Origin of the sequence: Neisseria sp. HMSC70E02, assembly GCF_001838645.1 — a bacterium.
Lineage (GTDB): Bacteria > Pseudomonadota > Gammaproteobacteria > Burkholderiales > Neisseriaceae > Neisseria > Neisseria macacae.
In genome coordinates, this window is sequence record NZ_KV838072.1 from 38779 (window position 1) to 53333 (window position 14555).

11 protein-coding genes and 1 pseudogene are annotated in these 14555 nt (G+C 52.2%); 7 read left to right on the top strand and 5 right to left on the bottom strand.

From position 1 onward, the window contains the following. Nucleotides 1-155: 155 nt before the first annotated feature. Together HMPREF3277_RS02265 and HMPREF3277_RS02270 are read right to left on the bottom strand one after the other, a co-directional pair. Nucleotides 156-1118, bottom strand: coding sequence for a beta-ketoacyl-ACP synthase III (locus HMPREF3277_RS02265; protein ID WP_070869913.1), 963 nt, complete (start codon nt 1116-1118; stop codon nt 156-158). Between the two features lie 199 nt (nt 1119-1317). Then, nucleotides 1318-2043 (bottom strand): 16S rRNA (uracil(1498)-N(3))-methyltransferase, encoded by a 726-nt coding sequence (locus HMPREF3277_RS02270; protein ID WP_070869914.1) that lies wholly within the window; start codon nt 2041-2043, stop codon nt 1318-1320. A gap of 76 nt (nt 2044-2119) precedes the next feature. On the opposite strand from HMPREF3277_RS02270, the gene HMPREF3277_RS02275 reads away from it, so the two are divergent. Together HMPREF3277_RS02275 and HMPREF3277_RS02280 are read left to right on the top strand one after the other, a co-directional pair. Beyond that, nucleotides 2120-2914: an inositol monophosphatase family protein gene (locus tag HMPREF3277_RS02275; protein WP_070869938.1), complete on the top strand. Its 795-nt coding sequence runs from the start codon at nt 2120-2122 to the stop codon at nt 2912-2914. Between the two features lie 114 nt (nt 2915-3028). Continuing rightward, complete coding sequence (locus HMPREF3277_RS02280; protein ID WP_003756612.1) at nt 3029-3337, top strand: DUF705 domain-containing protein; 309 nt, start codon at nt 3029-3031, stop codon at nt 3335-3337. A 592-nt stretch (nt 3338-3929) separates the two neighbouring features. On the opposite strand, the gene HMPREF3277_RS02285 is transcribed toward HMPREF3277_RS02280, so the two are convergent. Further along, complete coding sequence (locus HMPREF3277_RS02285) at nt 3930-4811, bottom strand: chorismate mutase (RefSeq protein WP_070869915.1); 882 nt, start codon at nt 4809-4811, stop codon at nt 3930-3932. A gap of 240 nt (nt 4812-5051) precedes the next feature. Here HMPREF3277_RS02285 and HMPREF3277_RS02290 point away from each other — a divergent pair, with 240 nt between their 5' ends. The 3 genes from HMPREF3277_RS02290 to HMPREF3277_RS02300 all read left to right on the top strand — a co-directional run bounded on the left by HMPREF3277_RS02290 (nt 5052) and on the right by HMPREF3277_RS02300 (nt 10841). Continuing rightward, the gene (locus HMPREF3277_RS02290; RefSeq protein WP_070869916.1) at nt 5052-7178 is read left to right on the top strand and encodes an AsmA family protein; all 2127 of its coding nucleotides are present in this window, start codon (nt 5052-5054) and stop codon (nt 7176-7178) included. Between the two features lie 723 nt (nt 7179-7901). Then, a complete protein-coding gene (locus HMPREF3277_RS02295; RefSeq protein ID WP_070869917.1) occupies nt 7902-10115 on the top strand; it encodes a TonB-dependent siderophore receptor in 2214 nt (737 codons plus the stop codon). Between the two features lie 345 nt (nt 10116-10460). Continuing rightward, nucleotides 10461-10841, top strand: a complete 381-nt coding sequence (locus tag HMPREF3277_RS02300) for a TonB-dependent receptor plug domain-containing protein (RefSeq protein WP_070869918.1) — start codon at nt 10461-10463, stop codon at nt 10839-10841. Here the strand turns inward: HMPREF3277_RS02300 and HMPREF3277_RS14380 are convergent. Further along, complete coding sequence (locus HMPREF3277_RS14380; RefSeq protein WP_141765167.1) at nt 10820-11350, bottom strand: hypothetical protein; 531 nt, start codon at nt 11348-11350, stop codon at nt 10820-10822. The genes HMPREF3277_RS02300 and HMPREF3277_RS14380 overlap by 22 nt on opposite strands. A 177-nt stretch (nt 11351-11527) precedes the next feature. Here HMPREF3277_RS14380 and HMPREF3277_RS02310 point away from each other — a divergent pair. After that, nucleotides 11528-12487: pseudogene (locus HMPREF3277_RS02310) on the top strand (TonB-dependent receptor). Between the two features lie 104 nt (nt 12488-12591). On the opposite strand, the gene HMPREF3277_RS15700 reads toward HMPREF3277_RS02310, so the two are convergent. Then, entirely contained in the window at nt 12592-12726 is a 135-nt protein-coding gene (locus tag HMPREF3277_RS15700) for a hypothetical protein (RefSeq protein WP_283127066.1), read from the bottom strand. On the opposite strand from HMPREF3277_RS15700, the gene HMPREF3277_RS02315 reads away from it, so the two are divergent. After that, the gene (locus tag HMPREF3277_RS02315; protein ID WP_070869919.1) at nt 12725-14443 is read left to right on the top strand and encodes an ABC transporter ATP-binding protein/permease; all 1719 of its coding nucleotides are present in this window, start codon (nt 12725-12727) and stop codon (nt 14441-14443) included. The genes HMPREF3277_RS15700 and HMPREF3277_RS02315 overlap by 2 nt on opposite strands. Nucleotides 14444-14555 lie beyond the last annotated feature (112 nt).

The window sequence follows — 14555 nt, forward strand, 5'->3', positions numbered from 1 at the left end:
CGGCTTCGTCGCCTTGTCCTGATTTAAAGTTAATTCACTATGAACAACTAACCCGGCCCTCAAAATACGAATCCCGGCTTCCCTATCAAAAAGGTCGTCTGAAACCGCACCAACGCAGTTTCAGACGACCTCTTAAGTTTCAAACGGACAAAAAATCAGTATTTCACCAACACCGCGCCCCACGCGAAGCCGCCACCTATGCCTTCGAGCAACAGGTTTTGTCCGCGCTTGATTTGACCGTTTTGAATACCGGCGTCCAGCGCGAGCGGGATGGAAGCGGCGGATGTGTTGCCGTGTTCCTGTACGGTCAGGATGACTTTTTCCATATCCAGACCCAAGTGTTTGGCGGTGGAGTCGATGATGCGTTTATTGGCTTGGTGCGGCACGAGCCAGTCGATTTGATCGGGGGTATAACCTGCTTCGCTGATGACTTCGTCGGCGATTTTTGCGAGCATTTTGACCGCGAATTTAAACACGCCCGGCCCGTCCATTTTGACGTAGGGCGAGCCGCAAACTTGCCCGTTGGCGATTTGACCGGGCACGTTGAGCAGGTCGAGATAGTTGCCGTCAGCTTTGAGTTTGCTGTGGATGATGCCCGCTTCGTCGGACGCGCCTAATACTACTGCGCCTGCGCCGTCGCCAAACAAAACGCAGGTCGTGCGGTCGTTCCAATCCACGATGCGGCTGAACGTTTCCGCGCCGATGACCAAAGCCTTTTTCGCCATGCCGCTTTTGATGTAGGCGTTGGCGGTGGACAGGGCGTACATAAAGCCCGCGCAGACCGCCTGCACGTCAAATGCGGGGCAACCGTTTTCTATGCCGAGCTTTTGTTGAACGATAGTCGCGGTGGACGGGAACTGCATATCGGGGGTAGCAGTCGCCACGATAATCAAATCGATTTCATCGGCAGCGACACCGGCAGCAACCAGCGCGCGGCGCGATGCTTCGGCGGCAAGGTCGCTGGTTTTTTCGCCTTCGTCTGCAATATGGCGAAACTTGATGCCGGTACGGGTGGTAATCCACTCGTCGGACGTATCGACTTTTTTCGCCAAATCGTCGTTGCTGACGCGGTTGGCGGGAAGATAGCTGCCGGTACCTAAAATTTTGGCGTATTGCATGTGAAGGCCTTTGAGCGTTGATTCGGATAATCGGCTATTGTAAGCGAAAACGGATGAATTGCCCAACGCCGCGAAGACGTAAAACAGGTAAAGCGGGCAATGGCTTGAAAAACAAATCTAAATCCATGATTTCAATAAAATTTACTTTTCAAACCATCTAGGGATTTACGCTTCCCATCCCGTTTTCAGACGACCTCGGTTACACAAAATCCCCCCAAAGCGTCTGCATCGCCGCAATCGCAGCCAGAGAAGCGGTTTCCGTCCGCAACACCCGCTTGCCCAGCGTTACCGACTGGAATCCCGCCTCAAACGCCAACCGCTCCTCCTCGTCCGTCCAGCCGCCTTCCGGCCCGACCATAAAAATCAGGTCGTCTGAAAACGGCTTGACGGTACGCAAACTCTGGGCGCGGTTCAAACTCATCAACAGCTTGGTCGTTTCAGACGACATCTGTTTCAAAGCCTCGCGGTAAGGCAGCAGCGGGCGCACCTCCGGCACGATATTCCTGCCGCTCTGTTCACAAGCGGACACCACAATTTCCTGCCAACGCGCCACCCGTTTATCCGCCCGCTCTCCGCTCAGGCGCACGACGCAGCGTTCGCTGATCACCGGCTGAATCGCGACTACACCCAGTTCCACGCTTTTCTGCAAAGTAAAATCCATACGTTCGCCACTCGATACCGACTGCACCAGCGTGATTTTCAGCGGCGACTCATTGTCCGTCTCCTCCTCGCGCAACACTTCCGCACAGGCGCGGCGTTTCTCCAAAACATCCAAGCGCGCAGGATACGCCCTGCCGTTGCCGTTAAACAAAACGACCTCCTCCCCGCAGCGCACGCGCAAAACATTTAAATGACGCACAACATTATCAGGCAGTTCAACGACTTGCCCCGCATATAAAGCATCAGGCAGATAAAATCTGGACATGGTTCTTCAAGTGAAAACGGATATAATAACGCGATTATACGATTTCGCACCCCAACCGCAAAAACAAGGACAAAAAGTGTTACACCGATTGCAAAAAGTCGTCCGGCACATCGCGCAAACCGAAGTCATGCCGCGCTTCCTGAATACCCCGTCGCACCGCAAAGAAGACGGCTCCATGCTCAGCGAAGCCGACCTTGCCGCCCAAACCGCCTTCGCCGCCGCCCTGCCCTTGTTGATCGACAGCCCCATGCTCGGCGAAGAAATGAGCGTACAAGAACAAACCACCCTTTGGAAACTGCACGCGTATACCGACGGGCTGTGGGTCGTCGACCCCATAGACGGCACCAACAACTTCGTCAACGGACTGCCCCATTTCGCCGTTTCCGTCGCCTTCGTCAAAAACGGCCGCGCCGAGCTCGGCATCATCTACAACCCCGTCAGCGGCGAATGCTTCTACGCCGAACGCGGCAAAGGCGCATACCTTAACGGCACACCACTGCCCCTGCGCACCGTCGATAAAAAACTCAGCGAAGCCATCGCAGGCGTCGAAATCAAATACCTGCGCTCCGGCAAACTCACCAGCCGCATGAGCACGCTCGCCCCATTCGGCACCATCCGCAGCATGGGCAGCAGCACACTCGACTGGTGCTACCTCGCCAGCGGACGCTACGACGTTTACGTCCACGGCGGGCAAAAACTGTGGGACTACGCCGCCGGTGCGCTGATTTTCGAAGAAGCAGGCGGCAACCTGTCCACTTTGGAAGGCGACGACTTCTGGAGCGGCGAACATGTTTTCAAACGCTCCGTCATCGCCGCCCTGCAACCCGCCCTGTTCGAGCGTTGGGAAAAATGGATACGGGAGAATCAATAAACCCGTTTTAACAAAGGCAGCACTAGATTGAACAAAACAACGATAGAAAATATGAAAAGGTTTTTCAGACGACCTTTTTGACATCAACCCACCCATTTTGAAGCAATCAACCTGATGAACAGACCTTCCGTTATTTTCATTGATGTGGACGACACCCTTGTCAGAAGCGTAGGCAGTACGCGCATTCCCATGCCCGAAGTCATCCGCCAAGTCCGCAGCCTGCATGAAAACGGACATATGCTTTACCTCTGGAGCAGCGGAGGAGCCGACTACGCCCGTCGCAGCGCAGAAGAATTGGGCATATCGGAATGTTTCCAAGCATTTTTACCCAAACCTAACGCCTATATCGATGATCAAGCGGTACACGAATGGCGGTTCTGCACCCACTTCCTTCCTACCAACAGCGGGCAAATCGACGGATAGCGGCAATAGTGGCATTTTGCCCGATGGGATTAAAATGCCATTGCTACGCATCTTGGTATGCCTCATATACAAAAAGGTCGTCTGAAAAATAGCTTTTCAGACGACCTTCTGAAATGGTTGTTGTAAAAATATGACATATGAAATTTAAAATACAACAAATTTAATACCGCTTATCTCAATAAATTAACGCCTATCGGAGTTTTCGCGCAATTTATTCAAAAGATTTCACTTCTTAACAGCATTTAATACTAATGCTGCTAGAATTCAAATCGCTGACACACACCGCTCTTTTATCCCTTTTGGGCGGTGCAGCAAGTAAGACGTTTTCCCGCAATGTATTGGCCATTCATACTTCTCCCTTGGTATGAATGGTTTTTTTTATCTACGGTTTTAATAACTCTGTCCTGACGCCTGATTAAGCAATATCCATATCCCAAACGCCATAAAAATCCCGTTGCAAGACAGGGTATATCTACCATCCCATTATCCGGCTTCAAAAACCGCCTTGAAAACTCGATAACAAAATAAGGCAGATATACGCCCAATCCACGCAACAGCACTTTATGCCAAAATTCAGTTAAAAACTGAAATATCAATCCACCCCGGAACCGACAATCCCATTAACACCGGCAGCCTGCGCCAACCGATATAAGATATGTTGCGGCATATCGTTGTGCCACAACCGCGTGATGTTCGCGATCACCGGCAGATGACAGGTTTGCCGCACCCTGACAATCGCATCCACATCCAAACGATAAGCATGTTCCGGCTCGAAACTCAAAGTCCCCGCCTCGCCCAAGATAATATGGTGATTGCCGCGCAAAGCGATGTGTTCGGCAGCCGCCAGCCAATCATCAACCCGATGATGCTTATCCTTACACAACACTACCGGCGTATTCAGACGACCCACTTCATCCAACAAGACCCGATTCCCCATCAGCTCTCCGCCCAGATACAAAACGTCTGCCTGCGCCTTCAAAGCCTCATCAATCTGACGCACATCGCGGATACGCACCAAAATCGGTTTTCCCTGTTCATGAAACCGCCGAATATCCTGCTGCATCAGTTGGATTCTCGCCTTTTCGCTCCCGTTGTCCATTTCCGCATAAGGCCGTGCCGACAGATAAAACGGATCGACAAATCCCGCATCCGCATCCTCAATCCGATTGATATCCGCCACAATATCCAAAACCTTCTCGCCGCCAAACAACACGCCCCGTATCGAAATCTTGCTGTCTTCAGGCTGCCCCTCCCGGCTGATGATTTTCCAATCGTTCAAAACCCGGAACACGCGTTCCACATCAGGCAGCCGCGCCAATTCATTGGAATGGAAGACCCGCTCGTCGCCCAGCGCGCCGATAATCGTCCTTTCTTCGCCACGCGAAATATGTTCCCGCAAGCCACGGCTGCGAATCGTATCCACCACCCGTTGAACAGATTCCTCACTCGACCATTTGCGCATTACGATAATCATCGATACCCTCCTCATACCAATAGAACTTGCATTATATAGCCACGTTTTATCCAAACGATACCTCAACACAAAGGGACAAGTGCAAACCACCCACATTCATATTTATAAGGCATAGCAAACCATCAGGTCGTCTGAAACCCGCAACCACCATTCATACCCATTTACAACCCTCTATCCTGCCGCACCAACCATCCCAAAGGCATGTGCTATACTCTTATACTTTAATTTTTATAAAAGCCCATGAACCTTCTGCCAAACTCCGGAAAATTCTGGCTGAAATTCCTCATCTTCAGCCTCATAGCGGTCATCGCCACCGCAGCCGGACTATACGCATCGGTTTACAACTTCTTCACACACAAACGCATCGAAACCCTTACCCAATCCGCCCTGCAATCAACCCAACGCACCATCCTCTTCAGTCCGGAAATCCGGCGCAGTTGGTTCCCCCGCCCTACCCTTACCCTCAAAAACGTCGTCATCTCCTACCCCAACAGCACGCAAGCCGCCATCCACATTAAAGAAACCAACATCGGAATCGGCTGGAGCAGTCTGTGGAACGACACACCCATTATCGAAAAATGGGTGCTTAAAGGCGCAGATGTCTCAATCGAACGCACCGAAAACGGCAAATGGAGCCTGCAAGACCTTTGGCAGCAGCCCCGCAACACAGCCACGCTCAACCGCCTCGTCGTAGAAAACAGCACCCTGCGTCTGAAACTCGACAACACACCGTACACCATCGAAGACTTCAGCCTCAACCTCCGTTCGGAAGATTCCGACGGCCGCCGTTTCAAAATCGGCGGCAATATCCGCAACCCGCAGTTCCCCCTCGAATGGAACGGCAACGGCCTGCTTCAAACCAACGCAGCAAACTGGAGCATTCCCGAGCTCCGCTTTGAAGCGCAGAGCCGCCGCGACCAAAACACGGTAAAAATCAATATCACCAGCGCCTTAGACTGGCAAACGCAAAACCACACCCTGCAAGTCAGCAACATCAACCTGCGCGCAGACAGCGTTCAACAAAACCTCCACTTGACCGCCCAAGCACCCCTGCTCATCTTCAAAGACAACCACCTCAGCCTCAATGCCGTCAGCGGAGCCTTTACCGCAGGCTCGCCCGACAGCCAATGGGACGGCTCATTCAAACTCGACAAAACCAATCTGCGTCCGAGCGTCATCACCCTGGACAGCTTCGATCTCAACGGCAGATACAAAAACCAACTGCGCCAAACCAGTTTTACCGTCAGTGGCCCCATGTTGTGGCAGAAAAAAACCGGATTGCAATCCGACAGCCTGCGCATTACCACCCTGCAGGACACCGTCAACCGACTGCCCCAACCGCGCTTTATCAGCATGCTCGACGGAAATTTCAGCCTGACCGATTCCGGCAACTGGCAAGGCAGCTTCAAAGGCACATTCGACCGCCAACCCGTTGCCTTGAGCTTAAAATACCAAACCCAAGCCGAGCAAAAACCCAGACTCGAAGCAGGCGTCGCCCTGCAAAAACTCAACCTCACCCCCTACTTGGAAGACTTTCAAGCCGGTTCAGACGACCCCTACCCGAAATTTCTCAATCACGCCAACACCCCCGATATCGAAGCCAGCATCAAGGTCAACAATATCCAAACGCCCGGCTTCCAATTGGACAACGTCGAAACCCGGCTGACCGCCAATAACGAACATATTACCCTGAGCAACTTCAAAGCCGGACTCTACGGAGGCCGTACCGAGGGCGGCATCAGCATAGCCAACACCACACCCCTCTCCTACCACCTCCAACAAAACGCAGAAAGCGTACAAATCCAACCCTTGCTGCAAGACCTGTTCGGTTTCCACAGCTTCAGCGGCAACGGCAATGCCGTCATCGACCTGACCACCAAAGGCAACAACCGCGAGCAAATGCTCAAAAACCTCAACGGGATGCTGACCCTCAACATCTCCGAAGGCGCATGGCACGGTATCGACATGGACAACATCCTCAAAAACGGCATCATCAGCAAAGACAACACCCAACAAACCCCGCCGCCCAAAACCCCTTTCCACCATTTCGTCCTCAACAGCGAAATCGACAAAGGCATCAGCCGCCATGTCAACACCGAACTCTTTTCCGACAGCCTGCACGTTGTCAGCAGCGGCTATACCGACCTCAGCACCCAAGAGCTATCGGAAGACCTGCTTATCCGCAATGCTCTGAACCCGCAAAACAAACCCATTCCGCTCAAAATCAGAGGCACAGTACAAAACCCGTCCATCACCATCGACTACAACCGCCTGACCGACGGTCTCAACAGCCCGCAGGAAAAACAAAAAGCCCTCGAAAACACCCTGCGCGAACAATGGCAATGGATCAACCCCAACCGCAAATAACCCAAAGGTCGTCTGAAAACCGTTTTCAGACGACCTTTAGCTTTATGAATCCACTGGATAGAGGATACACAAAAGATAATGATGCCAAACAGACGTTGACCGGTTTTCAGACGACCTGCCTAGTCACACGGCAATCCGCCTTTTCACGGTTCGTAAGAAAATGAAGCTATAGTGGATTAAATTTAAATCAGGACAAGGCGCCGAAGCCGCAGACAGTACAGATAGTACGGCACCGATTCACTTGGTGCTTCAGCACCTTAGAGAATCGTTTTCTTTGAGCTAAGGCGAGGTAACGCCGTACTGGTTTAAAGTTAATCCACTATAAAACTGACTGATACGCAGATACCCCCTCTTCCACCAAACAGAAGAAGGGGTATTTTATTGCCGGCCAGAATTTTGACTTATGGCAAGAGTATGTGAAAAAACGTGAGGTCGTCTGAAAAAACGGTTGCCATTTTTTACAGATAATTTATAGTTCTTTATAACTATTTTTCAGCTAGTTCCTTATATCTATCTTTGCAACCTTGGATAAGTAGTTGCCATTGGGTACTCCGCCCGGCGGCAACATTTTTTTATCCGCCGGGATTTGATAAAATCCGTCCGTTTTATCTGACGCAGGTCGTCTGAAAAACATAATACTTTGAATATTTATAGTTTTTATGGTTATAAATATCAAATAAAAATAAACATTTTACGACAACAGCTTTATCTGGAATCAATCAAATGAACAATACAAACAAAGAGAAACTTTTCAAACTCAGCACCTTGGCGTTCTGCCTTGCCGCTCTGCCGCAAGCCGTTCAAGCCGCTGAAGAAGTGCAGCAGGTGGAATTAAATCAGGTCAATGTGGTCGGCAAAAACCGCAGCCTGCGAACCGAAAATCAAAACAGCTACACCGTATCCGCGATGCGCTCGACTACGGGATTGGTACTTTCTCCGAGGGAAATTCCCCAATCCGTCAGCGTCATCACAAAAAAACAACTTGAAGACCAAGGCGTGACCAGCCTCGAAGGCGCGTTGCAAAACGCCACGGGCGTCAACGTCTTCAAAAGCGGTGGGCGCACGCATTTCATGTCGCGCGGCTATTTTATCGAGCAACTTGAGGAAGACGGCATTGCCACTCAAATCGGCTCACCCGGAGGATTCGGCTTAGGCGGTCCGTCCGGCGATCCGACCAGCGTAACCGATATAGCGATGTACGACCGCATCGAAGTGGTACGCGGCGCGGCCGGGCTGACGCAGGCAAACAACGAACCGGGCGGCACGATTAACGCCGTCCGTAAGAAACCAACCTCCAAACGCCAGCTTTCCGCCGATTTAACGGTCAACACATGGGGCAAAGTGGGCGGCACGTTTGACGCGTCAGGCGCTTTAAGTCCTGAACACGGCCTGCGCGGACGCTTTGTCGGCTCGGCTGGCAGCAACAAAACCTTCCAAGACCAATCCGGCGGCCGCGACATCCTGCTTTACGGCGTGATGGACAAAGACATCGGCGACAACAGCAAGCTCACTTGGGGCGCAAGCTATCTCAACCAAACCAAAACGCCCGACCCCGACGGCCTGCCCATGCGCACTGACGGCAAAGAATGGAAACGCAGCCGCTATCTCGGCGCAGATTGGAACGAAGCTCGTCTGAAAAAACACAACCTCTTTGCCGAGTTTGAACATTATTTCAACGACAACTGGAAACTGAGCAGCAAGCTGGACTGGCGCAAAAGCGACAGCTTAAAAGAATATTACACGCTGGGCGGCACGGGTAACGGCATCGGTACAGACGGTTTGGGCAAAACTTACAGCTTCGACCGCTACGACACGGACAGCCGCCAGTTTACTTTCCAAAACAACCTGACCGGCCGTATCTTCGCCTTCGGCCAAAGCCACGATCTCTTCTTCATGCACAGCTATTCCAAAGAGAAGGTGAACTCAAGCAACCGCTGGTTTGATGACAGCAGTACCTATAACGCAGATGCGTTCAACGGCAGCGAAAAAGCCAAACCCGATTGGAATGCCGATACCGCCAAGTCACGCGGCGGCAACGGCAGCTACCGCACTCACGCCTTCGGTTTGGGCGCGCGCATCAATCCTACCGACAAACTGCACGTCATCGTCGGCGGGCGCTACACAAGCTGGCACCGCGATTATTACTGGGACAGGAATCTGAAAGACGGCGTGGCAGGTTCGCACGACGCGCTCAAACGCAACCGCTTCATCCCCTATGCCGGCATCACTTACGACATCACGCCCAAACAAAGCGTTTACGCCGCCTATACGTCCATCTTCAAACAAACGATGAACCGCGACTATAACGACAACCTGCTGCCGCCGATTATGGGACGCAACTACGAACTCGGCTGGAAAGGCGAATGGAACGAAGGCCGTCTGAATACTTCTGTCGCCCTCTACCGCACCGACAAAGACAACAACAACCAACGCGTCAATGCCAAGCCACATCCTTATTGGGAACCGCTGGATCAAAGCAGCCGCGGTTTGGACGCCGAAATCTCCGGCAGCCTGACCGACCGTTGGCAGGTTTACGCAGGCTACACCTTCAACCGCAGCACCAACCGCAACAGCGTCGGCGATAATGTCGAATCGCGCCGAAAAGGCTACAACTTCAGCAGCCATACGCCGAAGCATATGTTCCGCCTCTACACCAGCTATATCCTGCCGGTGGATGACGGCAAATGGACGGTCGGACTGGGCTTAAAGAGCAGCAGTAAAACCGCCAACTCCTACGGCTCCATCAAGCAAGGCGGCTACACCATTTGGAATACCAACGTCCAATACCGCCCAAGCAAAAACCTGCAACTGGGGCTGGCGGTCAACAACCTGACCGACAAACGCTACTACGAAAACCAATACAGCCGTGCCGCCAACAGCGGCAGCTTCTACGGCGAACCGCGAAATGCCGTGTTCAGCCTGAAGTGGAAGATGTAGTCCGTCTGCGGTAGCAAAATTAAAAAAACAATAACCAAATCATATTCGGCAATCTATCCGACCTGCTTCTGACAGACAGGAAACGGTTGCCGTTGCTGTAAAAGAAAGGGGTCGTCTGAAAACCGCCGTTGGGTTTTCAGACGACCCCTTTCCCATAAAAACCTCTTCATCCCCACTTGAAGGAGCTGCGATGAACCATCCGATTCGTTATGCCTATCTGCTTGCCGCCGTCCCGCTGCAACTTTCCGCCCAAACCGCCGATCAGACGGAACATGTCGAACAGTCCGCCGTACCGTAACCGAGCAAAGCAGTATCGCTTCGCGCGACGGCTACACCGTACTTACCATGTCCACTGCTACCGGTCTGCCGCTTGCGCCCAAAGACACGCCGCAATCCGTCAGCGTTATCACACGCAAACAGATGGATGATTCGGGTGCGACCACGCTGGAAGACGCATTGAAAACCACCACAGGGCTGAATATTTACAAACAGGGTTTCCAAACCCGCTTTCAATCCAGGGGCTTCAGTATCGCTCAAATCAGCGAAGACGGCGTCAATTCGACCGTCTGCACCATGTGCGGCAACAATCCGCACGATACCAAACAGCTGACCGATACCGCACTTTACGACCGCATCGAAGTCGTGCGCGGTGCGACAGGTATGCATAAAGCACAAAGTTTTGGGCATTTTTACACTCAACGCACTTACGGCACAATTTTTAACTGATTAGCGGCGTTATTGATAACATAAATATCTTTACTCTGAGCGGCATGCGTGCAGGTATAGATTGAACCAGATGAACCAGTTGAACCAGTTGTGTACCATTTATCATCTTGAAAGTAATATTCATAAGTTTGCCAGCCTGTGTAAACTCCATATGTATTTTTAGCATTGACATTTACGCAAGCAAGATACACTGGAAAACCTACCCAGCCTCTACCCTTGTGTGAGCCTTTGAATACGGAATGAGGACCATCAAACGCTAACGCAGTTGTATAAAACACTGTATAAAACACTTTGACAGGTTTCATGTAAAATTCAATTTTTGCGCTGTCATAATCTAACAAATTTCTTTGCAAATGCTGCCTAACGCTAGATTGGTAATTGCTTGGATAAGCACCATAATTTGCGCTGTGAATTTGCTTCATAGATAAGGTATCTAACACAGGTTTGGTGGTGGCACAGCCTGATAATAATGCCAAAGTGGTCAATGAATAAATAATAAATTTTTTCACAAAAAAGCCTCTGATAAAATCAAAGGCTTATTCTAGCATTTTTTGCTAGCATTTTTTGCTAGCATTTTTTGTAAATTTATCAATATGTGGCGAGGCACACCCTTGAAAGATGGCAACTATCCTGTTTTTTCTTGGACGGGTGATGAAATCGCCAAACCCGATTGGAACAATTCACGCATGCTCGAAACGCGTCAAACCGTCCCGAATACTCACACGGCGACCATAGCCACCCGCCTGAACATTGCCGACAAATGGCACATCCTGCTCGGCACAAGTTACAGCCGCTGGCGGCAATCACAATATCTATCATGGATGAAAACCCCCGACAGCCACTATAAAAAAGGCCGTTTCATCCCCTACGCAGGCATTACCTACGACATCACCCCGCAACAAAACCTATATGCAAGTTACACCAGCATTTTCAAATAATCGGGCGATTATTACGACATCAATGACAAGCTCTTGCCGCCTGTAATGGGCAACAGCTACGAAATCGGCTGGAAAGGCGCGTGGAACAACAATAAATTGAACACCACCCTCGCCCTGTTTCAAACCGAAAAACACAACCAACCCACAGACACATGGTTGGGAAAAGACCTCGCAACGGGCAATATCCGTCCTTGGGTACGCGGCGACCGCGCCATCTACACGCCTGTACGCATGGAAAGCCGCGGTATTGATGCCGAAATTGCCGGCAACATCACCGACGACTGGCAGATTTTTGCGGGCTACACCTTCAACAAAAGACGTTATACCTCCACCGCTGCCGCCCAAACCGCAGAGCGCAACGGTCGCGGGGTCGATTTCAGCCAGCACACGCCCCGACATATCTTTCGCCTCAATACCCTGTACCGCCTGCCCGGCGCGGCGCACAAATGGACGGTGGGCGGCGGTGTCAATGTCCAAAGCAAATCCAGCCCGATTATGGTGGACGGAGAGAAACAATATTTGGGCGGTTACGCAGTCTGGCATGCAGCCGTACAATACGAACCCTCCAAACACGCCAAACTCAGCCTGAAAGTCGACAACCTGACCGACAAACGTTATTACGAAAGTTACGCCCACCGCGCTACCTACCAAGGACATTTCTACGGACAACCGCGCAATGTAACCTTGAACTTCAAGTGGAAGATGTAGCCATTTTATAAAGCGAGGTCGTCTGAAAATACAATCCGGCTTTCAGACGACCTCTTGCCCCTGCCGTCATGCCCGTTCATACCGACATGATGGCATCGGTATTTTCATTTGAACATCTGCAAACGGTCGTCTGAAACCCAGCAGGAAACAAAAGCGTCGGATAGCGTGTCTGATGCCGTTATCCCGCCGCTGCGGATTTTCAGACGACCTCCCGTTATTTGTACCAACACACCATCCATGAACATCCTCAAAAAATTCTTCCGACTCGCTCGCCCTTTCTGGACAGGGGCGCACGGGCGCATCCAATGGCTGATGCTCGCCGTCCTCATCGGCTTCACCCTTTGTTCCATCACCATCAGCGTTTGGATCGCCGCGTGGGACAAACGCTTCTACGACGCGCTCGCTGCGTTTGACGGCGCGTCCATGCCCGCGCTCATTGTCGAATACCTCGGCTACATGGCGATGATTATCGGCTGCATTGTCTGCGGCGACTGGCTGCAAAAACGCCTCATCTTCCGCTGGCGCACCCACCTGACCGAACAATTCCAGCAAAACTGGCTCGAAGGCCACAAACACTACCGCCTGCGCCTGACCGGTGAACCCGACAACCCCGACCAGCGCATCGCCGAAGACATCTATCTGCTCGCCGACAAAAGCATCGGGCTGTTCCGCTCCTTCATCAATAATATTGCCAAATTCAGCGCGTTCGTCGCCGTATTGTGGACGCTCTCCGGCGTGCAGACCTTCAACATCGGCGGGCGCGACATCACCATACACGGCTACCTCGTCTGGGTTGCCCTGATTTATTCCGTCATCAGCACCCTGATTGCCCACCTCGTCGGCCGCAAACTTAAAAACCTCAACATCGACCGCCAGCACCGCGAAGCCGACTACCGCGCCGCCCTCCTGCGTGTGCGCGACCACGCCGAACAAATCGCCTTCTACAACGGCGGCGAAGCCGAAACAGGCCGTCTGAAACAACGCTACCTCCGCATCCGCGACAACTGGCGGCGGCTCACCAACTGCGAATTCCGCCAAGAAACCTTCTGGGCGACCTACGTGCGCATCAGCATCTTCATTCCCATCCTCGCCACCCTGCCCATGTACCTCGCCAAAACCATGACCTTCGGCGACATGATGCAGACCCGCACATCGTTCGCCCGCGTCCAAGACAGCTTCGGCTGGTTTACCGACTCCTACCGCCGCCTCATCGAATGGGCGGCAGTCGTAGAACGCCTCTCCGGTTTTCAGACGGCCTTGGAACAAGTAGAACAAGAAGGCAGAAGCGCCGCCCGCCCAGCGTCCGCACCCGCCCTGACTTTAAACAAACACCGCCAAAGCGGTATCCTCGTCCTGCAAAACCTCACCGTCCACACCCAAACCGGCAGCCCCCTGCTCACCGACATCAACCTCGAAGCCCACGCCCCCGAATGGGTATTGCTCGAAGGCAGAAGCGGCATCGGCAAATCCACCCTGCTGCGCACCCTCGCAGGCTTGTGGCCGTATTATCAAGGCAGTTTCGCCCTCGACGGCAGCCTCCTCTTCCTGCCCCAACGCCCCTACCTCCCCGCCGACACCCTGCGCCACACCGTCAGCTATCCCCACACCGTCTGCCAAGACGACCAAATCATTCAGACGACCTTGGAACAAGTCGGGTTAGGCCGCCTGAAAAATAATTTAGACGAACCATACGAATGGCACGGCATCCTTTCCGGCGGCGAACAGCAACGCCTCAGCCTCGCCCGCGCGCTGCTGCACAAACCGCAAATCCTGTTCCTCGACGAAGCCACCAACCAGCTCGACGGCGAATCCGCATTGACGCTGATGCAAACCCTCAAACGTGCTTTACCCGACACCCTCGTCATCGGTATCAGCCACCAACCCGAAATCCAAACATTGTTCGGACGTAAAGTTAATTTAAAACCACTCGACGAACTTGCAAACCGTTCAGATTAGTAATATAGTTCTTTCTGACTAGTTTCATAGTTCTTTAGGGTTACTTTTAAAACTCCTTGGATAGCCTCCGCCAGCTCCCGGCAGGAGGCGTTTTTTTTGCCCGCAGTTTTTT